Consider the following 21,083-nt stretch of genomic DNA (forward strand, 5'->3'; position numbering starts at 1 on the left):
GCCGGGGCGTTCACTGTTTTGAGCGCTTCGCTCGCGAAGCGCTTGCCCCCGCCGCGCAAATGATCCAACGGGTCCCCGATCATATTGGGGAGCCAGAAATGAGCCATCAGCAAGCCGCCGCCGCGACCGTCTCGGATCGCGCGCTCGACATCGGCGCCCGCGTCGAAACCTTCGTCCGCACCGTCGTCGCTCCCTATGAAAACGACCCGCGCCGCGATCATCATGGCGCCCCGACCGACGATCTCGTCGACGAGCTCAAGGCCAAGGCGCGCGCCGCCGGTGTGCTCACCCCGCATATCCTCGCCGACGGCGACCATCTGACCCAGGTCGAGACCGCCTATGTGCTCCAGAAATCGGGCCTGTCGCCGCTCGGCCCGCTCGCGTGCAACACCGCCGCCCCCGACGAGGGCAATATGTATCTGCTCGGCAAGGTCGGCAGCCCCGAGCTCAAGGCACGCTTCCTCGACCAGCTGGTGCAGGGCCAGGCCCGCTCGGCCTTCTTCATGACCGAACCCGCCGAAGAGGGCGGCGCGGGCTCCGACCCCTCGATGATGAAGACGACCTGTCGCATGGACGGCAACCACTGGGTGATCAACGGCCGCAAATGCTTCATCACCGGCGCCGATGGCGCCAAGGTCGGCATCGTCATGGCCAAGGCCGAGGACGTCGCGGCGGGCGGCGGCGCCTGCATGTTCCTCGTCGACCTGCCCGACCCCGCGATCCGCATCGAGCATGTGCCGAACACGATCGACAGCTCGATGCCCGGCGGCCATGCGACCGTCGTCATCGACAACCTGCGCGTCCCCGCCGACCAGATGCTCGGCGAGGCGGGCGAGGGGTTCAAATATGCCCAGATCCGCCTGTCCCCCGCGCGCCTGTCGCATTGCATGCGCTGGCACGGCGCCTGCCAGCGCGCGCACGAGATCGCGAGCGACTACGCCAATCGCCGCACCGCCTTCGGCAAGCCGCTGATCGACCATGAGGGCGTCGGCTTCATGCTCGCCGAGAATCTGATCGACCTCAAGCAGGCCGAACTGATGATCCGCTGGTGCGCCGAAGTGCTCGACACCGGCGACCTCGGCACCGCCGAAAGCTCGATGGCGAAGGTCGCGGTGTCCGAAGCGCTGATGCGCATCGCCGATCGCTGCGTCCAGGTCATGGGCGGCACCGGGGTCACCGACAAGACGATCGTCGAACAGGTGTTCCGCGAAGTCCGCGCCTTCCGCATTTATGACGGCCCCACCGAGGTCCACAAATGGAGCCTCGCCAAGAAGATCAAGCGCGATTGGAAAAACGCGCAGGCTTAAGGCGCGATCCGCCCTTCGTCGCGCCCCGGCATTGGGGCGACGGCGTGGAGGATCGGCACCGACAGCGCCAGCCAGCCGCCGCCGGCCAGCACGGCGGCGGGCAGCGTCCACAAATCGGCGATCATCCCGAAGACCCACGCCCCGAGCGCCAGCGCGCCGAAGGTCACCGCCTGATAGATCGACAGGCAGCGCCCGAGGATCGCGTCGGGCGAGCGCAATTGCATCGCGACGTTGAGCGAGGTCAAAGTGCCGACCCACGCCATGCCGGCAATGAAGGCCGCGGCGAGCACCGCGGCGACCTGATCGGTCAGCGCGACCGGGACCAGCGCCGCCGCAAAGGCCAGCGTTGCGACACTGACGACGATCTCGCTGCCCCAGCGCCGCCGCGCCGCACCGACCCATAGGGCGCAGATGATCGACCCCAGCCCGAAGGCGCCGAGGCAGAGGCCGTAGTCGAGTTCGCCGCCCCTGAGCTGGTCGCGGACGAGCGAGGGGAGCAGCGCCTGAAAGGCCGCCGCGCCGAAGCCGAACGAAAAGCCGCGCATCAGCACGCGGCGCACCGGGTCGGACTGCGCGCAGAAGCGCAGTCCCGTCGCGATCGCGGCGAGCATCGGGCTGCGCTTCGGCGGCTCGGTTTCGGGCTTCCAGCGCAGCAGCACGACGATCAGCGCCAGATAGCTCAGCGTGTTGAGCGCGAAAGCCGGAGCCGGCCCGGTGAGCGAAATGAGCAGCCCGCCGAGCGCCGGGCCGACGCTGCGCGCGAGGTTGAAGGCGATGCTGTTGAGCGCGATCGCCTGCGGCAGATGCGCGTGCCCGACCTGCTGGCGCACCGAGGCCTGCCAGGCGGGCGAATTGACCGCGGTCCCGCAGCCGACCGCAAGGGTGAAGAAGAGCAGCGACAGCGGTCCGATTGTGCCGAACCATGTGACCGCGGCAAGCGCCGCCGAGGCGGCGAGCATCCCCGCCTGCGCCCACAACATCACCCGCCGTCGATCATAATTGTCGGCGATCGCCCCTGCGAACACCCCGATCAGCAGGATCGGGATCGTCGCCCCCGCGTTGACCAGCGCGATCAGCAGGTGCGACTGGGTCAGCTCGGTCATCAGCCAGGCCGCACCGACCGACTGGATCATCGACCCCATGTTCGACGCGAGATTGGCGATCCAGATCGCGCGGAAAGCGGGGAATTGAAAGGGGGCGAGCGGCGAGACGGGGGCGGGGCGAGGCTCGCTCCCGTCGGCCATCTTAATTACGGCCCCCGACCAGCCCGCGCGCGATCACTTGCGCCTGGATCTCCGCCGCGCCCTCGAAAATGTTGAGGATGCGCGCGTCGCACAAGACGCGGCTAATCTCATATTCCATCGCATAGCCGTTGCCGCCGTGAATCTGCAGGCTCGCATCGGCGTTCGACCAGGCCGCGCGCGCGCCGAGCAGCTTGGCCATGCCCGCTTCGATGTCGCAGCGCTTGCCGCCGTCCTTGGCGCGCGCGGCGGCATAGGAGAGTTCGCGCGCGGTGACGAAATCGACGAGGCTCATCGCCAGCTTGTCCGACACGCGCGGGAAATGGAGGATCGCCTTGCCGAACTGCTTGCGCGTCGTCGCATAGTCGAGCCCGAGTTCGAGCGCGCGACGCGCGACGCCCACCGCACGCGCGGCGGTCTGGATACGCGCGCCTTCGAAGGTGCGCATCAATTGTTTGAACCCCTGACCTTCCTCGCCGCCGAGAAGCGCGTCGGCGGGCGCGTGCATCGCGTCGAACTGCAGCGCATATTCGCGCATCCCGCGATAGCCGAGCACCTCGATCTCGCTGCCGCTCATGCCGGCGGCGGGGAAGGGCGTCTCTTCGCTGCCGCGCGGCTTGGGAACGAGCAGCATCGACAGCCCGGCATAGCCTTTGGCATCGGGCAGGGTACGCGCGAGCAGCGTCATCATGTCCGACCGCGCGGCATGGGTGATCCAGTTCTTCGCCCCGTCGATCACCCAGTCGCCGTCCGCATCGCGGCGTGCGCGCGTCTGCAACGATCCCAGGTCCGATCCGACATCGGGTTCGGTGAACACCGCGGTCGGCAAGACCTCGCCGCTCGCGATGCGCGGCAGCCAGTCGGCTTTTTGCGCATCGGTGCCGCCGAGCACGATCAGTTCGCCCGCGATCTCCGATCGTGTGCCGAGCGACCCGGTGCCGATCCAGCCGCGCGACAATTCCTCGGTGACGATGCACATCACCAGCTTGCCGAGTCCCAGCCCGCCAAATTCCTCGGGAATGCAGACGCCGAAGGTGCCGAGGTTGGCCATTGCCTGCACCGTCGCATCGGGAATCAATGCGTTGGCAAGGTGCCAGCCATGCGCGTGCGGGACGATCTCGCTGTCGGTGAAACGCCGATATTGCTCGCGGATCGCGTCGAGGTCGGTGTCGTGAAGCGTCTCGCTCGGCCATTGGCCGCCGGCGAGCGCCGCCGCCACTTCGGCGCGCGTCGCCGCATGGTCGGCGTCGAGCAGGGGCGCGCTGGCGGCGGCGAGCTTGGCGGCCGCGGCGGTCAGGCCAAGGTCGGCGGGACGAAATATCTCATTCTGTCCCATCGGCAGTCCGCCGACGAGCTGGCCGATGCCTTCGGCGAAGGCGAGGGCGGCGATTTTCGCATCGAGGGGGTTGGCACCGCCGCCGGCTTCGAGCCAGCCGAGCGTCGCCTCGAGCGCCGCCACCGTCGTCGCAACCCATGCGAATCCGTGCGCCGCGCGCTGTTCGCTGTCGATAGCCGTGTCTTGCAACCGTGCGGCGAGCGCCGCCTGCGCGGCGCCGCGATAGTTCTGTGCGGCGCTGAGCGCCTGCCCGTAATTGCTCATTCCATCATCCCGTTCGTCGCGGCGGCGATGCACCGAACGAGGGCGCTCTGCAACCCTCAGTTAGTATACTATCTTCCAAATGCGACGCCGCCCCGCCTTGGCTCGCGATACCGGCCAAAGCGCGACCTGCTCCGCCGCGAAATAATCGCCTTCTCCCACTGGCGCGCGCGGGGCCGACTGGTTACATGGGCCGCCACCAATCGACTCGCGCGTGCCGCCCCGCCAACGGGAGCAGGCGCCGCCAAAAGCAGAAAGTGGCTCCCATGGAAATCATCACCGGCCTGACCTTCGACGACGTGCTGCTGGTGCCGGGTCCTTCCGAAATCCTGCCGTCCGACGCGGTGCTGTCGACCCAGCTGACCAGCGAGATCAGCCTCAACATCCCGATCCTGTCCTCGGCGATGGATACGGTGACCGAGGCCGATATGGCCATTCTCATGGCGCAGATCGGCGGCATCGGCGTTCTCCACCGCAATCTGACGATCGAGGAGCAGGCGGCGGCGGTGCGCCAGGTCAAGCGTTTCGAAAGCGGCATGATCGTCAACCCGATCACCATCACCCCAGACGCGCCGCTCTCCTATGCGACCGCGCTGATGGACCAGCACAGAATTTCGGGCATCCCGGTGGTCGAGACCGGCGGGCGGCTCGTCGGTATCCTCACCCACCGCGACGTGCGCTTCGCCGACAATCCCGGCCAGCCGGTACGCGAACTGATGACCGCCGACAATCTCGCCACCGTGCGTCCCGGGGTCGGGCAGGACGAGGCGCGCAAGCTGCTCCACCAGCGCCGCATCGAAAAATTGCTCGTCGTCGATGATGATTATCGCTGCATCGGGCTGATCACCGTCAAGGATATGGAAAAGGCGGTCAACTTCCCCGACGCGACGAAGGACGGCAGCGGCCGCCTGCGCGTCGCTGCGGCGACCAACACCGGCGATAGCGGCATCGAACGCGCCGAGGCGCTGCTCGATGCCGAATGCGACCTGATCGTCGTCGACACCGCGCACGGCCACAGCAGGATGGTCGCGCAGACCGTCGAGAAGATCAAGAAACTGTCGAATCGCGTCCAGATCCTCGCGGGCAATGTCGCGACCGGCGACGCCACCAAGGCGCTGATCGACGCGGGCGCCGACGGGGTGAAGGTCGGCATCGGCCCTGGCTCGATCTGCACCACCCGCGTCGTCGCCGGCGTCGGCGTGCCGCAGCTCACCGCGATTCTCGACAGCGTCGAAGCGGCGTCGAAATTGGGCGTCCCCGTCATTGCCGACGGCGGCCTGCGCACTTCGGGCGACATCGCCAAGGCGCTCGCGGCGGGCGCGTCGAGCGTCATGGTCGGCTCTTTGCTCGCGGGTACCGCCGAGGCGCCGGGCGAAACCTTCCTGTTCCAGGGCCGCACGTACAAAAGCTATCGCGGCATGGGCAGCGTCGGCGCGATGGCGCGCGGCAGCGCCGACCGCTATTTCCAGCAGGACATCAAGGACCAGATGAAGCTCGTCCCCGAGGGGATCGAGGGCCAGGTGCCGTTCAAGGGTCCCGCGAAGGACGTCATCCACCAGCTCGTCGGCGGCGTGAAGGCGGCGATGGGCTATACCGGCAGCCGCACCCTCAAGGATTTGCGCGAGCGGGCGAAATTCGTGCGCATCACCAACGCCGGCCTGCGCGAAAGCCATGTCCACGACGTCGCGATCACCCGCGAAGCACCGAATTATCCGGTCGGGTAAATTTGCCCGTCCGTCATTGCGAGCGTAGCGAAGCAATCCAGAGCGGCCTTGTGCAACGCTGGATCGCTTCGTCGCTTCGCTCCTCGCAATGACGGGGAGGAAAGGTTGAACCCATGACCCCCGCCGCACGCGTCCACACCGCGATCGAAATCCTCGACGCCATCGCCGCCGCCGCGCGCGATGGCGGCCCGCCCGCCGACGCGATCTTCGCCGAGGCGATGCGCGCGCGCCGCTACGCGGGGTCGAAGGACCGCCGGGCGATCCGCAACCATGTTTACGACGCGATCCGCGGCGTGCGGTCGGCGCCCGTATCGGGCCGCGCCGCGATGCTCGCGCTCGCCGATGCCGACGCCGAACTCGCCGCGCTGTTCGACGGCGCCGCATACGGGCCCGCGGTCATCACCGCCGACGAACCGCGCGCCGAAACCGGGCTCGCCACGCCCGCGCTGCTCAAGCTGTTCGACCCGCTCGTCGGCAAGGCCGAGCGTGCGGCGATGCTCGCCCGCGCCCCGCTCGACCTGCGCGCCAACCGGCTGCGCTCGAGCCGCGACGAACTGGCACGGATCTTCCCCGAGGGCGAAGCGATCGCCGGCCTCGCCGATGGCTGGCGCCTGCCCGGCGAAACCGCCGCCGTCCAGCATTCGGCCTATACCGAGGGCCAGTTCGAGGTGCAGGACGCCGCGAGCCAGCTGGCGGCGGTCGCGCTCGCCGCCGAAGCGGGGCACGTCATCGTCGATCTGTGCGCCGGCGCGGGCGGCAAGACCCTCGCCATCGCTTCGGCGATCAATGACGAGGCCGCGATTCTCGCCTGCGACACCAACCGCGCGCGGCTCCAGCAACTGCCGCCGCGCGCCAACCGCGCCGGCGCGACGCGCATCGAAACGCTGCTGATCAATCCGGGGCAGGAATCCGCGATGCTCGCCGATCGCATGGGCAAGGCCGACCGCGTCATCGTCGACGCCCCCTGTTCGGGCAGCGGCACCTGGCGCCGCAGCCCCGAACTGCGCTGGCGCTCCACCCCCGCACGGCTCGACCGCCATGTCGCCGAGCAGGCGAAGCTGTTGCGCCTCGGTGCCGATCTGGTGGCGCCGGGCGGCAAACTCGTCTATGCGGTGTGCTCGATCATCGCACGCGAGGGGCGCGCCCAGGTGGACGACTTTCTGACCCGCCATCCCGGCTGGACGGCCGACACGGACTATCTCCCGACGGGCGTCGGGCGCGCCGCGGGTGGCGGTTTTCTGCTGACTCCGGCGCATGACGGCTGCGACGGATTTTTCCTCGCCCGATTGACGGCTCCGTGATAGCCTCGCCTTCAATGAAGCGATGGGAGAATGCGATGCGCATCAGTTTCCTGGCCCTCGGCGCGGGTCTTGTCCTTGCCAGCCTGCCGACGGCGTCCGACGCGCAGCGGGCCGATAACGACATCCTGCCGGTCTCGATCGGACTGCAGGAACAGGGTGTGAAGGCGCAGCATTCGGGCGATCTCGTCGCCGCCACCGATTTTTATGAATCGGCACTCGCCGCCGACCCGCGCAACCGCAGCGCGATCATCGCGCTGGCGCAGGTCGCGCGCGCGCAGGGCCTGCCGGGCAAGGCGATCGGCCTGTATCGCGAGGCTTTGCTGCTCGAACCCACCGATATCGTCGCGCTGACCGGGCAGGGCGAGGCGCTCGCCGACAAGGGCGCGCTCGAACTCGCGCGCGAAAAGCTCGCCGAGGCGAAGCGCCTCTGCGCCGAAAAATGCCCGCAGGTCGCCGCGCTCGAAAAGACGATCGGTGCGAGCGCGGAGAAGCGCGTGGTCGCGGCCGAAGCGCTGATCCCCAAGACGGTGGTCACGACCAGCCAGAATTGATCTAGCGGCTGAGCACCCGCGCCAGTTCGACCCACTCCGCGACGCTCACCGTCTCGGCGCGCCGCGTCGCTTCGATCCCGCACGCCTCGAGCGCCTCGATCGCGCCCGGCATGCCCTTGAGGCTCTGGCGCAGCATCTTGCGCCGCTGACCGAACCCCTGCGCGGTCAACTGCGACAACAGCTTCGGCTTGACCCCTTCGGGCTGCCCGGCGGGCACGACATGGACGATCGCCGACATCACTTTTGGCGGCGGGGTGAAGGCCGAGCGGTGGACCTTCATCGCGATGCGCGGGGTCGATCGCCACTGCGCCAGCACCGCGAGCCGGCCGTAAGCCGAGGTATCGACCTTGGCGACGATGCGTTCGGCGACCTCCTGCTGGAACATCAGCGTCAGCGACAGCCACTGCGGCGGCCAGGCCGCGGGCTCCAGCCAGCGCGTGAACAAGGCGGTGCCGACATTATAGGGCAGGTTGGCGACGATATGATACGGCCCGCCGGCGAGCGCATCGGCGTCGATCGCCATCGCGTCGTCGGCGATCACCGTCAGCGCGCCGCCGAACGCCTCGCTGAGTTCGCCGAGCAGCGGCAGGCAGCGGTCGTCGCGCTCGACCGCGATCACCTGCGCGCCCGCGCGCAGCAGCGCGCGCGTCAGCCCGCCGGGGCCCGGCCCGACCTCGAACACGCGCGCGCCGTCCAGATCGCCCGGCAGCGCCGCGATCCGGTCGAGCAATTGTTCGTCGAACAGGAAATTCTGCCCCAGCGCCTTGCTCGCCTGCAGCCCGTGCGCGCGCACCGTCTCGCGCAGCGGCGGCAGGCTGGGGAGGGGCCGCCCGGTCACGCCGCGGGGGCGCAATTGCGTTCGCGCATCGCGGTCAGCGCGGCCGCCATGCGGATCGCCGCGATCGTCGGCCCCGGATCGGCGCTGCCGGTGCCCGCGATGTTGAACGCCGTGCCATGGTCGGCCGACGTGCGGACGATCGGCAGCCCGAGCGTCAGATTGACGCCGTCATCGAAATGCAGCGCCTTGAACGGCGCCAGCGCCTGGTCGTGATAGCAGCAGAGCAACGCATCGTAGCGCGTGCGGACGTGCGGCGCGAACAGGCTGTCGGCGGCGAGCGGCCCCTCGATCGCGATCCCGTCGGCCAGCAATTGCTCGACCGCGGGACGGATGATTCGTAGCTCCTCGTCGCCCATCTCGCCGCTCTCGCCCGCATGCGGGTTCAGCCCGGCGACCGCGATCACCGGTCGCTCGATCCCGAAATCGCGCTTCAGCGACCGCGCGACGATCCGGCCCTTGGCAACGATCAACTCGCTGGTCAGCCGCTCGGGCACTTCGGCCAGCGGGACATGCACGGTCAGCGGCACGACGCGCAGCCGCGGCCCCGCCAGCATCATCACCGCATTGGTCGCGGTGACGCCGCAGCGCTCGGCGATGAATTCGGTCTGTCCCGGATGCGTATAACCGATGCCATAGAGTTGCGACTTCGACACCGGCCCGGTGACGAGCGCGCCGGTCGCCTGGCCGCGGGTCAGCCCGATCCCGGTTTCGAGCGCGTGCAGGGCACAGGTCGCGCCTGCCTTGCTCGGCGATCCCGGCACCACCGGACCGCTGTCCTCGAGGTGCCAGACGGGCAGGGCGTCGTCGAACAGCCGTTCGGCTTCGGCGATATCGCCGACGCGTTCGACCGGGCCGTCCCACACCGCGGCGATCGACGCGATATCGCCGATCGCCACGAAGGGCGGCAGGTCATGATCCTTGCGAACCGCCCAGGCGCGGGCGGCGACTTCGGGCCCGACGCCGGCCGGGTCACCGAGGGTGACCGCGATCGGACGCGGGTTTGCGGAATCGGACATCAGCTGAAGTCGATCACCGCGTCCCGGCGCATGTCGCGCAGATAGCGCTGGGCGCGCTTGTTGACCTTTTCCTCAAGCAGCCGGCCCTCGATTTCCTCGAGGTTGGGCGCGGTCGCCGTGTTCGGCAATTCGCGGCCGCACAGCACGAGGACGCTGACGCCCTCGTTGGCGGCGCCGAAGGGTTGGGTCGTCTGGCCGACCTGCAGGTCGATCAGCGTCGCCTGCAGCGGGGCGGGCAACTGGCGCATCGCGATGCCGTCGCGTGCGACGACCTGCGCGCCCAGGCTCTGGGCCACGGCGTCGGCGCCGCCGCAACCGGCGATCCCGCGCGTCGCTTCGGCGAACTGTCCGGCGAGCTCGGCGCCCCTGGCAGGGGTCGTACCCGCCGGGAAATCGAGCGAAATCTGCTTGAGGCTGAGCACCGCGTCACGCGGATCGGCGGTCAGCACCTGACGCCGGTCGACCATCAGCATGATCGACACGCCGCCCGGAACCTCGATCGGCCCGACCAGCTGGCCCGGCTGCATCTGGCGTGCCGCGTCGGCCATCGAGTCGGGCAATTGTCCGCCCTTGACCCAGCCGAGGTCGCCGCCGACCACCGCGGTCGACGCCTCGGAAAACTGGCGCGCATAGGCGGCGAAGCTGCCGCCCGATTGCAGCGCCTGGACGATCTTCTGGGCGTTTTCGGCGACCGACTGGATCGTTTCGGGGGTCGCGGTCAGATAGATTTCGGCCAGGTGGAACTCGTCCTGCCCCTTGGCATCGGTCATCCGCTTGACGACCGCCTCGACCTCTTCGGTCGACACATTGGTCGTCGACTGGATGTTGCGCGCGAGCAGGCGGTCCCATGCATATTCGCCGCGGATCTGCTGCTTCACTGCCGCCGCCGACGAACCCTTCGACGCCAGATATTCGGTGAACTGCTGGGGGGTCTGCTTGTAGCGCGCGGCAAGCCGGGCGAACTGTTCGTTGATCAGATTTTCGTCGATATCGATCTTCGCCGCTCTCGCTTCCTGAATCTGCAACTTCTCGTCGATCAGGTTGCTGAACACCTGCTGGCGCAGGCGCTGTTCTTCTTCGGGCGGCAGCTCGATATTGTTGTTCGCGACGCGGATCAGCCCCATGCGCTGCTCGATGTCGGTGGCGGTGATGATCTCGCCGTTCACCGTCGCCGACGGGCGATAGACATTGCCCTTGGCGTCGCCGAAAATCTGGACATTGCCGGGGATGCTCAGACTGGTGGTCGGCACGTCGCTGTCGGGGACGGTCTGCGCCAGCACCGGCGAAACGCACAGCGACACGACAGCGGTCAGGCCGATCAAGGTCGAAATTTTGGTCATTTTTACCCTATGAAAGAGGTTCCGGTTCGCTCCGTATCAGCCGAAACGCCCGATGGTCCAGCGCAAAGCGCGCGCAAGCGCATCATAACTGGGGTCGGACTAACCGCCGAACGCTGAACGCAAGCTGAGCGAATGGGATGAGATGTCGGTCGCGCCTGGCCCGTCGGCGGCTTCAGGGTGGAGGCGGACGTTGCCGATCCTCCCTGTCGCGCAGCGATGGGGAGGGGGACCGCCGCCGTAGGCGGTGGTGGCGGGGCGGCGACGTCGCGCTATAGCCCCTCCGTCAGCGTTTCGCGCTGCCACCTCCCCATGGCTTCGCCACAGGGAGGATTTTCAAGGCCGCTACCGCTCGAAACCCGCCTCAGAACCCCAGGTTTCTCAACGCCACGCGGAACGAGAAGCTGTTGCCGCGCCGCGCGTCGCCGGTGTCGATATAGTCGCGGCGCCAGGTCAGCGCGATCGACAGGCATTCGTCGTCATAGGCGACGCCGAGCCGGTGGCGGATCGGCTCGAAGCCGTCCGACAGGCTCAGCGGATCATCGGCCTTGCTGGTCAGGTCGATGATCGCCGAACCGAAGACCGACCAGTTGCGGGCAAAGGCGACGCGGCCGCCGACGCGGGCTTCCTCGCGGTCCTGCAGATCCTCGGCGACCGTCGTGATGTCGCGGTTGAGCCGCGAGTACCCGAGCACGGCATAGGTCGCACGGGTGCCGATCGTCGCGTCGAACTCGTTGCGCCGGATCGCCAGATTGTCCTTGTCGAGCCGGAAACGATGGGTCAGCCGCAGGAAATCCTTGTACGCGACGGTGGTGCGGCCGACGACGTCCGACGTCCGGTCGGTCAGCCCGGTGCCGTCGGGGAACAGGCTCGGCTTGTCCGACAGGCGGTAACTTTGCCCGACGATGCTGTTGATGTTGAAACCCGGCCGGCTGTAATTCCATTCGGCGCCATAGGTGATGCGCGCGCCGTCCTCGAACCGGTCGTAGCCGCTGAAGCGGTTGATCGCGAACAGGTTGCTGTCCTCGAGGTCGAAGGCGCGGCTATCCTCGTTCGGAATGTCGAGGTTTTTCAGCTTCGGCGTCGCGACGAGCTGGACGCGCGGGGTCAGCGTCTGCGTCCCGCCCATGAATTCGCCGACGAACGGCCAGCGCATGTCGGCGGCGAAGGCGGCGATGCCGCGGCCTTCCCAGCCCGACTTGCCGCGATAGCCGGGAATCGCGGTGAGCAGATTCTCGTCGCTGTGATAGACGTCGCCGCGTACCATCGCGGTAAAGGTCACTTCCTGCCCCAGCGAGGTCAGGCGGCGCAGGTCCCAGCGCACCCCGGCAAAGGCGCGCTGCGTGTCCTGCCCCGCGGTGCGGCCGATCGCCAGCGTGTTGAGCTGCAACTCGAACTGGCCGCCGAACAGCGGGTCAGTCAGCCGCTGACGATAATCGAGGATCGGCAGCGCGATCGGCTGCTGCCCCTGCTTGTCGCCGGCGCGCAACGTCTGCGTCGCCCAGCCGGCGATCGACAAATAGCTTTGTCCGCCGATCCGCTCGACTTCGAAGGTCGACCGCAGCCGGTCGTCGCGGGTGATGTCGTACCGGCGCAGGAAGGTGCGGTCGCTCGCGATGCGGCCGGAGTAAGTGACGCTCCAGTGCGGGCTGAGCTGAAACTTGCCCGCACTCTCCAGATAGCCGCGCAGCTCGTTGTTGCCCGTGCTCGGCGTGCCGTTGAGCGGGACCACCGAACTATAGGTGCCATACCCGTTGATGCGGAACGACCCGACGTCGGTCAGCGCGCGAAACTCGCCCTCGATCATCGGCGCCGCGCCGGTGTAGAGGTGCGGGGTGATCGTGACGTCGCGGTCGGGCGCGATCCGCAGATAATAGGGGACCGCGATTTCGAAACCATTGGTCCGGTCGAGCCGGATTTCGGGAACCAGCAGCCCGCTGCTCGGCGAACTGTCGAGCGGGTGGCTGAGACCGGGCAGCGGGATCAGCGGCAGGCCGAATATCTCGATCCGCGCGCCCTTGTAGCGGACCTTGTTCTTGGCCTTGTCGTACAGCACCTTGACCGCGCGGACCTGCCAGCTCGGATTCTTGGCGCAGCCCGCATTGTCCTCGACGGGGCAGGGGGTGTAGGCGGCATTCTCCAGTTCGATATTGCCATTCTCGAACCGCTTTCCGCGCACTGCGGCAAGCCGCGATCCATTGTCGAGTACCACCAGCATGTCGTCGACGATCCCGTCGCGCAGGGTGTCGGTCAGGACGATCCGGTCGCCATAGGCGGTGTCGCCTTCGGGGTTGGTGATCGCGACATCGCCCTCGGCGACGACTTCGCCGGTCTTGCGGTTCCACGTCACCTTGTCGGCGCGCATCTGGATCGCTTCGCGGTTCATCTGGACATTGCCGTCGGCGACGACGATCTCGGTATCGCTGTCGTAATTCAGATTGTCGGCGGCAAAACCGACCTGCTGTTCGCCCGCGACATCGGGCGCATCGGTCTTCCCGGTCGATACATCGGGGGTCTGGAGGTCGGGTTCACCCTGCGGCGCGGGCACAACCGGCGGTTCGGCACCGGTCTGCGCCGCGGCCGGAACCGCCAGCAACGCCAGCGCGCTGGCGGTCGCGAGCCACAGCGGCCGGTCGCCCCCTTGGAACAAAGTCCCCGTCATTGAATCCCTTTGTCCCGTCACCTGGAGCCTGCGGCCCGCTTGAACCCGCAGCTTTGTTTTTGCAACTCGCAAGCGAAACCCCTATCGGTCCGGCACGTTCCAATCAATCATCGCATAAGAAAGTCACAGGATGGACATTCAGTTTGTCGCGCAAATCGATGCGTCTGCCGACGTCGTCGCCTTTCCGGTCCGTAAGGGCGGTGCCGCCGCGCTCGGCGCGTTGCTCGGCGCCGCGGCGGCGCAGGCGCGCTTCGACGCTGCGGCGGGCACGGTGGCCGAAACCGCGGCGATCGACGGCGACCGTGCGAAGCGGCTGCTGCTTATCGGCATCGGCGAAGGTGGCGTCCACGACCTCGAACGCGCCGGCGCGGCGCTGACCGCGCGGCTGCAGACGAGCGGCGTCGCCACCGTCCATGTCGATTTTGTCAGCGCCGGGCCGGTCGATGCCGACGATATCCTCGCTTTCGCCACCGGCGCGACGCTGCGCAACTGGCGCATCGACACCTATCGCACCCGTCTCGCCGATAATGCCCGGCCGAGTCTCCAGTCGATCGTGATCGCGGCGCCCTGCGGGGCGCCCGCGGGCTGGGCCGAGGCGCAGGCGATCGCCGACGGCGTCGCCTTCACCCAGACGCTCGTCGCCGAGCCGCCGAACATCCTCTATCCCGAAAGCTTCGTCGAACGCTGCCAGCATCTCGCCGACTTGGGCGTCGAACTCGAAGTTCTCGACGAACGCCAGATGAAGGCGCTCGGCATGGGCGCGCTGCTCGGCGTCGCGCAGGGCTCGACCCGCCCGCCGCGGCTGCTCGCGATGCGCTGGAATGGCGGCGAGCCGGGCGCGAAGCCCGTCGCCTTCGTCGGCAAGGGCGTCACCTTCGACACCGGCGGCATCAGCATCAAGCCCGCTGCGGGCATGGACATGATGAAATGGGACATGGGCGGCGCGGGCGCGGTCGCCGGCGCGATGAAAGCGATCGCCGGCCGCAAGGCGAAGGCGAATGTCGTCGGCATCGTCGGCCTTGTCGAGAATATGCCCGACGGCAATGCGATGCGCCCCGGCGACATCGTCACCACAATGTCGGGCCAGACGGTCGAGGTGCTCAACACCGACGCCGAGGGGCGGCTTGTCCTGTGCGACGCCGTCACCTGGGCGCAAAAAATCTATGATCCCGCGGTGATCGTCGATCTCGCGACGCTGACCGGCGCGATGGTGATCTCGCTCGGCCATGAATATGCCGGCATCTTCGCCAACGACGATGGCCTCGCCGACCAGCTGATCGCCGCGGGCGAAGCCAGCAACAACAAGCTGTGGCGCTTCCCGCTGTCGGCCGCCTATGACAAGCTGATCGACAGCCCGATCGCCGACATGAAGAATATCGGCCCGCGCGAGGGCGGCTCGATCACCGCGGCGCAGTTCATCAAGCGCTTCGTCGACGAGGGCGTCAAATGGGCGCATCTCGATATCGCGGGCATGGCCTGGCACGACAAGGACGGCCCGGTCTATGCCAAGGGCGCGACCGGCTATGGCGTACGCCTGCTCGACCGCTTCATCGCCGACAATTTCGAAGGATGATGCACCGGACCTCGTCATTGCGAGGAGCCGAAGGCGACGCGGCAATCCAGAGTGTGCGTAAACCGCTCTGGATTGCTTCGCTACGCTCGCAATGACGATGGTCTTGTAATCCATGCCCCGCGTCGACTTTTACCGGCTGACCCGCGACCCGGTCGAACGGGTGCTCCCCGCCATCGCAGGGCGTATCCTCGCCAACGGCGACCGCCTGCTGGTCGTCGCGGGTCCCGCGATGCAGCGCCAGGCGATCGACGAGGCGCTCTGGACGCTCCAGCCTGCGAGCTTCCTGCCGCATGGCGCCGCGGGGTCGCCCGACGAGGCGATCGAGCCGATCCTGATCGCCGGCACGCTCGCCGCACCACCCCCCAATGGCGCGACGCATCTCGCGCTCGCCGACGGCGAGTGGCGCGAGGAGGCGCTCGGTTTCGCGCGCGTCTTCCTGCTCTTCGACAACAGCCGCATCGACGATGCCCGCGCGCTGTGGCGCAGCCTCGCCGCGCGCGACGATGTCGACAACCGCTTCTGGAAACAGGACGAAAATGGCCGCTGGTCGGAAGGACCGTGACTGTGACCGGCGTCACCGCGCGGTCCGCGTCCGCCGCTATGAAAATCGCAAACCGTCACAGGAGCTTATGATGACCAACCGCCCGACGCTGATCCTCGCCGCCACCGCCGCCGCGCTTCTGCTCGCCGCGTGCAGCTCGAAATCGGAGCAGGAGGTGACAAGCGGCACCTACACCGATCCCGACACCGGCAAGACCGCCGACTATAAGGTCACCAAGAGTGCCGACGGTGAGGACGGCGCGGTCAGCATCAAGACCGCCGACGGCGAGGTGAGCTTCGGCGGCGGCGTCGCCAATGCCAGGCTGCCCGCGGGCTTCACCGCCTATCCCGGCGCCAAAATGACCGGCGGCATGTCGGCGTCGGGCAAGGACGGCGAAAGCGGCATGGCGAGCTTCGAGGTCAAGGGACAGGCCGCCGACGTCATCGCCCACTTCCGCAAGCAGGCCGAGGCCGCGGGGCTGAAGGTGTCGAGCGAGGTCAAGGCTGGTGACATGATGATGTTCAGCGCCGAGAAGGGCGAAGGCGGCAAGGGCGGGGTACAGGTCACCGCGACCCAGGCCGGCGCCATGGTCAACGGCACCGTCACCTACGGCGGTTGACCCCGGCGCGGGGTGTCCGCCTCCTTCCTGCCTTGCAGTGCGGCAAAAGCGCGGCTAGACGCGCGCCGATCATAAAACACACCCACGCAGGAGCTTTCCCATGGCGGTCACCCGCACCTTTTCGATCATCAAGCCCGACGCCACGCGTCGCAACCTGACCGGCGCGGTCACCAAGATGCTGGAAGACGCCGGCCTGCGCGTCGTCGCGTCGAAGCGCATCCACATGAGCCGCGACCAGGCCGAAGGCTTTTATGCCGTTCACAAGGAACGCCCCTTCTTCGGCGAACTCGTCGATTTCATGATCAGCGGCCCCGTCGTCGTCCAGGTCCTCGAAGGCGAAAACGCCATGCAGGCGAACCGCGACATCATGGGCGCCACCAACCCCAAGGACGCCGCCCCCGGCACGATCCGCAAGGAACTCGCCGAGAGCATCGAAGCGAACAGCGTCCACGGGTCGGACAGCGACGAGAATGCGGCGATCGAAATCGCTTATTTCTTCAAGCCCGAAGAAATCGTCGGCTGACCCTTTCGGGATAGCGAAATCGAAAAGGCCGCCGGAGCGATCCGGCGGCCTTTTCAATTGCGGCTTATCAACCGGTGACGACGCAAAATCTCATCATGGTAGGCCATTCTGGCTTCTGACATCGCGCCACCAAGCAATGAGACGGCAAAGCCGCAATCACAATCGATAAACGAGCGGTGCTCCTTCTTACCGTTGAACGTGTGAGAGCGGCCACATTCCCTGCACTTGATCGGGATGGGCCCATTCAACACATCGTCAATCGTCCGCACACCAGACTTTTTGCGAGCCATCTAAGCCCGCTACTCAAAACTCCTCGGCAATCCCCATCAAGCCCGCCAGCTTCTTCGGCGCCACCGAAAGCCAGCTCTTGCGCAGCCAGTCGCCGACCGCGTCCCAGTCGGTATCGCCCAGATCGAGCCGGATGCCGACCCAGCCGTCGCCGAAATAGGCGGGGCGGTAATAGCGATCCGCGTCCATCTCGATCAACGCCGCCTGCTCGTCGGCGCCGCTGATCTTCACCAACAGCGCGGTCTTGCCGTCGCCATGATGGTCCTGCGAGACATAGGCGAATTTCTTGCCCTTCAGTATTCCGAAACACGGCATGCCGTGCGAGCTGATCTCGTCGGCCTCGGGCAATGCCAGTGCGAGGTCGCGCACCCGGCCGATCAGATAGTCGGGATTGCGCTCGCGGCTCACAAACGCCGCCAGCGTCGGCGGATAAAGCTGATGCTCGGCGATCCGCACCCGCGCGCTCAGGCTGTCGATGGTGTCGCCCGCGACGATCGCGACCGGCGTCTGCGCCAGCACCGGCCCGTCGTCGACCCCCGGGGTCACGATATGCACGCTGCACCCGCCGAAGCGGTCGCCGGCGTCGATCGCCTGACGGTGGGTGTTCAGCCCCTTGTAGAGCGGCAGCAGGCTCGGGTGGATATTGACCATCCGGCCCGCCCAGCGGCCGACGAAATCGTCGCTCAGGATTCGCATATAGCCGGCCAGCGCGACGAAGTCGGCTTTCGCCGCGCGCAATTGCGTATCGACCAGTGCGTCGAACGCATCGCGATCGAGTCCCTTGTGCGAAAGGCTCCATGTCGCGACGCCCTCGGCTTCGGCGATCGCCAGCCCCGGTGCCTCGGGATCGTTGCTGGCGACCAGCACCAGCTCATAGGGACAGTCGGCGGCTTTCGCCGCATAGAGCAGCGCCGCCATATTGGTCCCGGCGCCCGAGATCAGGACGGCGACTCTGGCTTTCACGAAAATCCTCCCTGTCGCGCAGCGATGGGGAGGGGGACCGCCGCGAAGCGGTGGTGGAGGGGCGGCGACCCATCGGTTCGTGCCGCCGCCAAGGCCCCTCCGTCAGCCCCTACGGGGCTGCCATCTCCCCATTGCTGCGCAACAGGGAGGAATGGTTTATGCATTATGCGTCGCGCTCCACGCGCCCATCGCGCTCCAGGTTTCGGCACTCCCGGTCACGGTGCAGCCCTTCGCGCCGTCGGCGATATGCCCGATCCGCAGCACTGTCTCGCCTGCATCGGTCAGCGCCGCGGTAACAGCGTCAACATCGCCTTCCGCGACGACGACGGCCATGCCGATCCCGCAGTTGAAGGTGCGCGCCATCTCCTCGGGCTCGATATTGCCCTGCGCCTGCAGGAAGGCCATCAACCGCGGCTGCTCCCATGCATCGGCATCGACATGCGCGTGCAGGTTCGCGGGCAGGATGCGCGGGATATTCTCGAGCAACCCGCCGCCGGTGATATGCGCCAGCGCGTGGACCTTGCCGGTCTTCACCAGCGGCAACAGGCTCTTCACATAGATGCGCGTCGGCGCCATCAACGCGTCGATCAGCAGCACCTCCTGGTCGAACAGCGCCGGGCGATCGAGTTTCCAGCCCTTGTCCGCCGCCAGCCGCCGGACGAGCGAGAAGCCGTTCGAATGCACCCCCGACGAGGCGAGGCCGAGGATGACGTCGCCCGCGGCGACCTTGTCGGCGGTCAGCACCTCGTGCCGCTCGACCGCGCCGACGCAGAAGCCGGCCAGGTCGTAATCGCCTTCGCTGTACATGCCCGGCATTTCGGCGGTCTCGCCGCCGATCAGCGCGCATCCGGCCTGCTTGCAGCCCTCGGCGATGCTCGCGACGACGGCGGTCGCGACGTCATTGTCCAGCTTCGCGGTTGCATAATAATCGAGGAAGAACAGCGGCTCGGCGCCCTGCACGATCAGGTCGTTGACGCACATCGCGACCAGGTCGATTCCGACCCCATCATGGCGTCCCGATTCGATCGCGAGCTTCAACTTGGTGCCCACCCCGTCGTTCGCCGCGACGAGCAGCGGATCGTTGAACCCCGCTGCCTTCAGGTCGAAAAAGCCGCCGAAGCCACCCAGGTCGGCATCGGCGCCGGGACGCCGCGTCGCACGGGCGAGCGGAGCAATGGCACGGACCAGCGCATTGCCGGCGTCGATCGATACGCCCGCCTGGGCATAAGTGTATCCGGCGGGCTGCCCGTCCGATTTGTTCTGCTTGGAATCCATGGCACGCGCGACTAACGACTCTGGCTACGAAATGCCATGATTTCCTTGTCGGCGACATCGGCTTTGGCGTAGGGCATGCTGAAATCGTCATCCCGGCGAAGGCCGGGATCTCGACATCGCGTCAGAATGCGACGATTGAGATTCCGGCCTTCGCCGGAATGACGAAAAAGGATCTGTCGCCCCTAAGGTTGGGAACGAAGCGTAAGAACTATATGATTTCGGCTGCTTTCCCTCGCTTCGCGCCCCGCCTGACCCTCGATGCCATTCGTCCGCGCGACTGGCGCTGGGCCGCGCTTTTCGGTCTCTTCTTCGCGATTCTCGTTGTCGGTGTCGTCGATGGCCAGATTACGCGCGGCGATCGCGGTATCACCCCGATCAACAGCAGCGGCGACTTCCTGACCAGCGGCATCCTCGTCGACGTCACCGGCGACAATGCCGACGACGCCCGGACCAAGGGCTGGCGCGAGGCGCAGCGCCAGGGCTGGGCCCAGTTGTATCGCAAGACCAACGGCAGCGACGGGCCGGCGCTCAATGATTCGGTGCTCGACGGCATCGTCACCGCGATCGTCGTCGAGGACGAACAGATCGGCCCGCGCCGCTATGTCGCGCGCCTCGGTGTCCAGTTCGACCGCGTCCGCGCCGGCCAGATCCTTGGCGTCAGCGGCCGCACCCTGCGTTCGCCGCCGCTGCTCGTCATTCCCGTCTATTCGATCGACGGCATGCCGCAGGTGTTCGAACAGCGCAGCGCCTGGCAGCGCGCCTGGGCCGAATATAATACGGGGCAGAGCGCGATCGACTATGTCCGCACCGCGGGCACCGGTGCCGACACCCTGCTGCTCAATTCAGGGCAGGTCGGCCGCCGTGGCCGCGTCTGGTGGCGCGTAATCCTCGACCAATATGGCGCCGCCGACGTGCTGACCCCGATCGCGCGCGTCGAATATAGCTATCCCGGCGGGCCGATCACCGGTCATTTCACCGCGCGCTTCGGTCCCGACAACAAGCTGATCGGCGGTTTCACGATGACCGGCCCGACCCCGCGCGCGCTGCCCGACATGATGGAAAAGGCGGTCGCACGGATGGACCGACTCTATACCGACGCGCTTGCCGCCGGGGTGCTGCGCACCGACACCTATCTCGTGCTCGAAAAACCTGTGAAGGTCGAGGAACTGCCCGACGTGGCGGAAACCGACACCGACGCACTGCCCATCGAAACCGATGCCAGCGTGCCGACCGCGCCGACCGTCGGCGTCGCCAGCTTCACCGTCCAATATAGTTCGCCTGACGTCGAATCGGTCTCGGCAACCGAGCGCAGCGTCGGTGGGGTGTCCGGCGTCCAGTCGGCCTCGACCACCAGCCTCGCGCTCGGCGGCACGTCGGTGATGCGCGTGACCTTCCGCGGCGACATCGCCGCTTTGAAAGCCGCGCTCGAAGCGCGCGGCTACAAGGTACAGGCGAGCGGGAGTACGCTCCGGATCAGCCGCTGATGGCCGGCGCGTCCAGGGTTCCGATCCATTACCAGCAAGCCCGAGGTTTGAAGCGATTTTGTTCAGTGCGAGGAAGCAAGGCGCAGGAATATGTCGATATTTTAAGGCTTGCTGACGAAGCAATGGACAAAATCGGTCAAATCCCGAAGGGACGCCAAAATGGCTTCGATCTCGAACCAAATGACCCTTGGAAACAGAACCACTGTTCCCTTCGGTTCATTCGGCTCGATATCTTTGCCATTT

General features: G+C 67.1%; 18 protein-coding genes. 9 read left to right on the forward strand and 9 right to left on the reverse strand.

What is annotated here, in order from left to right:
* Positions 1-98: 98 nt before the first annotated feature.
* On the forward strand, positions 99-1,307 hold the full coding sequence (locus AC07U1_RS16935; RefSeq protein WP_187139395.1) for an acyl-CoA dehydrogenase family protein: 1,209 nt from the start codon (positions 99-101) through the stop codon (positions 1,305-1,307).
* Here the strand turns inward: AC07U1_RS16935 and AC07U1_RS16940 are convergent.
* Positions 1,304-2,551: an MFS transporter gene (locus tag AC07U1_RS16940; RefSeq protein ID WP_492740161.1), complete on the reverse strand. Its 1,248-nt coding sequence runs from the start codon at positions 2,549-2,551 to the stop codon at positions 1,304-1,306. The two genes, AC07U1_RS16935 and AC07U1_RS16940, sit on opposite strands and share 4 nt — an antisense overlap.
* Position 2,552: 1 nt before the next feature.
* A complete protein-coding gene (locus AC07U1_RS16945; RefSeq protein WP_495178220.1) occupies positions 2,553-4,148 on the reverse strand; it encodes an acyl-CoA dehydrogenase family protein in 1,596 nt (531 codons plus the stop codon).
* A gap of 263 nt (positions 4,149-4,411) precedes the next feature.
* Here AC07U1_RS16945 and guaB point away from each other — a divergent pair, with 263 nt between their 5' ends.
* From guaB to AC07U1_RS16960, 3 genes are all read left to right on the forward strand, one after another.
* Positions 4,412-5,869 (forward strand): IMP dehydrogenase, encoded by a 1,458-nt coding sequence (gene guaB, locus AC07U1_RS16950; protein WP_492740163.1) that lies wholly within the window; start codon positions 4,412-4,414, stop codon positions 5,867-5,869.
* A gap of 113 nt (positions 5,870-5,982) precedes the next feature.
* Positions 5,983-7,170, forward strand: a complete 1,188-nt coding sequence (locus tag AC07U1_RS16955) for an RsmB/NOP family class I SAM-dependent RNA methyltransferase (RefSeq protein ID WP_495178219.1) — start codon at positions 5,983-5,985, stop codon at positions 7,168-7,170.
* Between the two features lie 35 nt (positions 7,171-7,205).
* Positions 7,206-7,721: a tetratricopeptide repeat protein gene (locus tag AC07U1_RS16960; protein ID WP_056349518.1), complete on the forward strand. Its 516-nt coding sequence runs from the start codon at positions 7,206-7,208 to the stop codon at positions 7,719-7,721.
* Position 7,722: 1 nt separating this feature from the next.
* Here AC07U1_RS16960 and rsmA read toward each other — a convergent pair whose 3' ends face one another.
* The 4 genes from rsmA to AC07U1_RS16980 all read right to left on the reverse strand — a co-directional run bounded on the left by rsmA (position 7,723) and on the right by AC07U1_RS16980 (position 13,574).
* Positions 7,723-8,559, reverse strand: a complete 837-nt coding sequence (gene rsmA, locus AC07U1_RS16965) for a 16S rRNA (adenine(1518)-N(6)/adenine(1519)-N(6))-dimethyltransferase RsmA (RefSeq protein ID WP_495178218.1) — start codon at positions 8,557-8,559, stop codon at positions 7,723-7,725.
* The gene (pdxA, locus tag AC07U1_RS16970; protein ID WP_187139401.1) at positions 8,556-9,575 is read right to left on the reverse strand and encodes a 4-hydroxythreonine-4-phosphate dehydrogenase PdxA; all 1,020 of its coding nucleotides are present in this window, start codon (positions 9,573-9,575) and stop codon (positions 8,556-8,558) included. Before pdxA ends, rsmA begins: the two co-directional genes overlap by 4 nt.
* Positions 9,575-10,915 carry a peptidylprolyl isomerase gene (locus AC07U1_RS16975; RefSeq protein ID WP_492740169.1) on the reverse strand — a complete coding sequence of 447 codons (1,341 nt, stop codon included), beginning with the start codon at positions 10,913-10,915 and terminating at the stop codon, positions 9,575-9,577. Before AC07U1_RS16975 ends, pdxA begins: the two co-directional genes overlap by 1 nt.
* Before the next feature lie 361 nt (positions 10,916-11,276).
* A complete protein-coding gene (locus AC07U1_RS16980) occupies positions 11,277-13,574 on the reverse strand; it encodes an LPS-assembly protein LptD (RefSeq protein WP_495178217.1) in 2,298 nt (765 codons plus the stop codon).
* Positions 13,575-13,704: 130 nt separating this feature from the next.
* On the opposite strand from AC07U1_RS16980, the gene AC07U1_RS16985 reads away from it, so the two are divergent.
* From AC07U1_RS16985 to ndk, 4 genes are all read left to right on the forward strand, one after another.
* Positions 13,705-15,147, forward strand: coding sequence for a leucyl aminopeptidase (locus AC07U1_RS16985; RefSeq protein ID WP_495178216.1), 1,443 nt, complete (start codon positions 13,705-13,707; stop codon positions 15,145-15,147).
* Between the two features lie 112 nt (positions 15,148-15,259).
* Complete coding sequence (locus AC07U1_RS16990; RefSeq protein WP_495178215.1) at positions 15,260-15,709, forward strand: DNA polymerase III subunit chi; 450 nt, start codon at positions 15,260-15,262, stop codon at positions 15,707-15,709.
* A 70-nt stretch (positions 15,710-15,779) separates the two neighbouring features.
* Positions 15,780-16,307 (forward strand): hypothetical protein, encoded by a 528-nt coding sequence (locus AC07U1_RS16995; RefSeq protein WP_495197755.1) that lies wholly within the window; start codon positions 15,780-15,782, stop codon positions 16,305-16,307.
* A gap of 100 nt (positions 16,308-16,407) precedes the next feature.
* Positions 16,408-16,830: a nucleoside-diphosphate kinase gene (ndk, locus tag AC07U1_RS17000; RefSeq protein ID WP_056349541.1), complete on the forward strand. Its 423-nt coding sequence runs from the start codon at positions 16,408-16,410 to the stop codon at positions 16,828-16,830.
* 53 nt (positions 16,831-16,883) lie between these two features.
* Here the strand turns inward: ndk and AC07U1_RS17005 are convergent, their stop codons facing one another.
* The 3 genes from AC07U1_RS17005 to purM form a co-directional block, all read right to left on the reverse strand.
* Entirely contained in the window at positions 16,884-17,120 is a 237-nt protein-coding gene (locus AC07U1_RS17005; protein WP_495197756.1) for a hypothetical protein, read from the reverse strand.
* Between the two features lie 13 nt (positions 17,121-17,133).
* Positions 17,134-18,081 carry a phosphoribosylglycinamide formyltransferase gene (gene purN, locus AC07U1_RS17010; protein ID WP_495178213.1) on the reverse strand — a complete coding sequence of 316 codons (948 nt, stop codon included), beginning with the start codon at positions 18,079-18,081 and terminating at the stop codon, positions 17,134-17,136.
* Positions 18,082-18,237: 156 nt separating this feature from the next.
* On the reverse strand, positions 18,238-19,356 hold the full coding sequence (purM, locus tag AC07U1_RS17015) for a phosphoribosylformylglycinamidine cyclo-ligase (protein ID WP_495178212.1): 1,119 nt from the start codon (positions 19,354-19,356) through the stop codon (positions 18,238-18,240).
* 212 nt (positions 19,357-19,568) lie between these two features.
* Between purM and AC07U1_RS17020 the strand changes: the two genes are divergently transcribed.
* Complete coding sequence (locus AC07U1_RS17020; protein WP_495178211.1) at positions 19,569-20,840, forward strand: heavy-metal-associated domain-containing protein; 1,272 nt, start codon at positions 19,569-19,571, stop codon at positions 20,838-20,840.
* The last annotated feature ends 243 nt before the right edge of the window (positions 20,841-21,083 follow it).

The organism is Sphingopyxis sp. GW821-FHT02C12 (genome assembly GCF_059421785.1).

What these genes read in the sequence shown, in the direction of transcription:
- AC07U1_RS16935 (WP_187139395.1), top strand. Translation starts at nt 99, where the DNA reads ATGAGCCATCAGCAAGCCGCCGCCGCGACCGTCTCGGATCGCGCGCTC.
- AC07U1_RS16940 (WP_492740161.1), bottom strand. Translation starts at nt 2,551, where the DNA reads ATGGCCGACGGGAGCGAGCCTCGCCCCGCCCCCGTCTCGCCGCTCGCC.
- AC07U1_RS16945 (WP_495178220.1), bottom strand. Translation starts at nt 4,148, where the DNA reads ATGAGCAATTACGGGCAGGCGCTCAGCGCCGCACAGAACTATCGCGGC.
- guaB (WP_492740163.1), top strand. Translation starts at nt 4,412, where the DNA reads ATGGAAATCATCACCGGCCTGACCTTCGACGACGTGCTGCTGGTGCCG.
- AC07U1_RS16955 (WP_495178219.1), top strand. Translation starts at nt 5,983, where the DNA reads ATGACCCCCGCCGCACGCGTCCACACCGCGATCGAAATCCTCGACGCC.
- AC07U1_RS16960 (WP_056349518.1), top strand. Translation starts at nt 7,206, where the DNA reads ATGCGCATCAGTTTCCTGGCCCTCGGCGCGGGTCTTGTCCTTGCCAGC.
- pdxA (WP_187139401.1), bottom strand. Translation starts at nt 9,575, where the DNA reads ATGTCCGATTCCGCAAACCCGCGTCCGATCGCGGTCACCCTCGGTGAC.
- AC07U1_RS16975 (WP_492740169.1), bottom strand. Translation starts at nt 10,915, where the DNA reads ATGACCAAAATTTCGACCTTGATCGGCCTGACCGCTGTCGTGTCGCTG.
- AC07U1_RS16980 (WP_495178217.1), bottom strand. Translation starts at nt 13,574, where the DNA reads ATGACGGGGACTTTGTTCCAAGGGGGCGACCGGCCGCTGTGGCTCGCG.
- AC07U1_RS16985 (WP_495178216.1), top strand. Translation starts at nt 13,705, where the DNA reads ATGGACATTCAGTTTGTCGCGCAAATCGATGCGTCTGCCGACGTCGTC.
- AC07U1_RS16990 (WP_495178215.1), top strand. Translation starts at nt 15,260, where the DNA reads ATGCCCCGCGTCGACTTTTACCGGCTGACCCGCGACCCGGTCGAACGG.
- AC07U1_RS16995 (WP_495197755.1), top strand. Translation starts at nt 15,780, where the DNA reads ATGACCAACCGCCCGACGCTGATCCTCGCCGCCACCGCCGCCGCGCTT.
- ndk (WP_056349541.1), top strand. Translation starts at nt 16,408, where the DNA reads ATGGCGGTCACCCGCACCTTTTCGATCATCAAGCCCGACGCCACGCGT.
- AC07U1_RS17005 (WP_495197756.1), bottom strand. Translation starts at nt 17,120, where the DNA reads ATGGCTCGCAAAAAGTCTGGTGTGCGGACGATTGACGATGTGTTGAAT.
- purM (WP_495178212.1), bottom strand. Translation starts at nt 19,356, where the DNA reads ATGGATTCCAAGCAGAACAAATCGGACGGGCAGCCCGCCGGATACACT.
- AC07U1_RS17020 (WP_495178211.1), top strand. Translation starts at nt 19,569, where the DNA reads ATGATTTCGGCTGCTTTCCCTCGCTTCGCGCCCCGCCTGACCCTCGAT.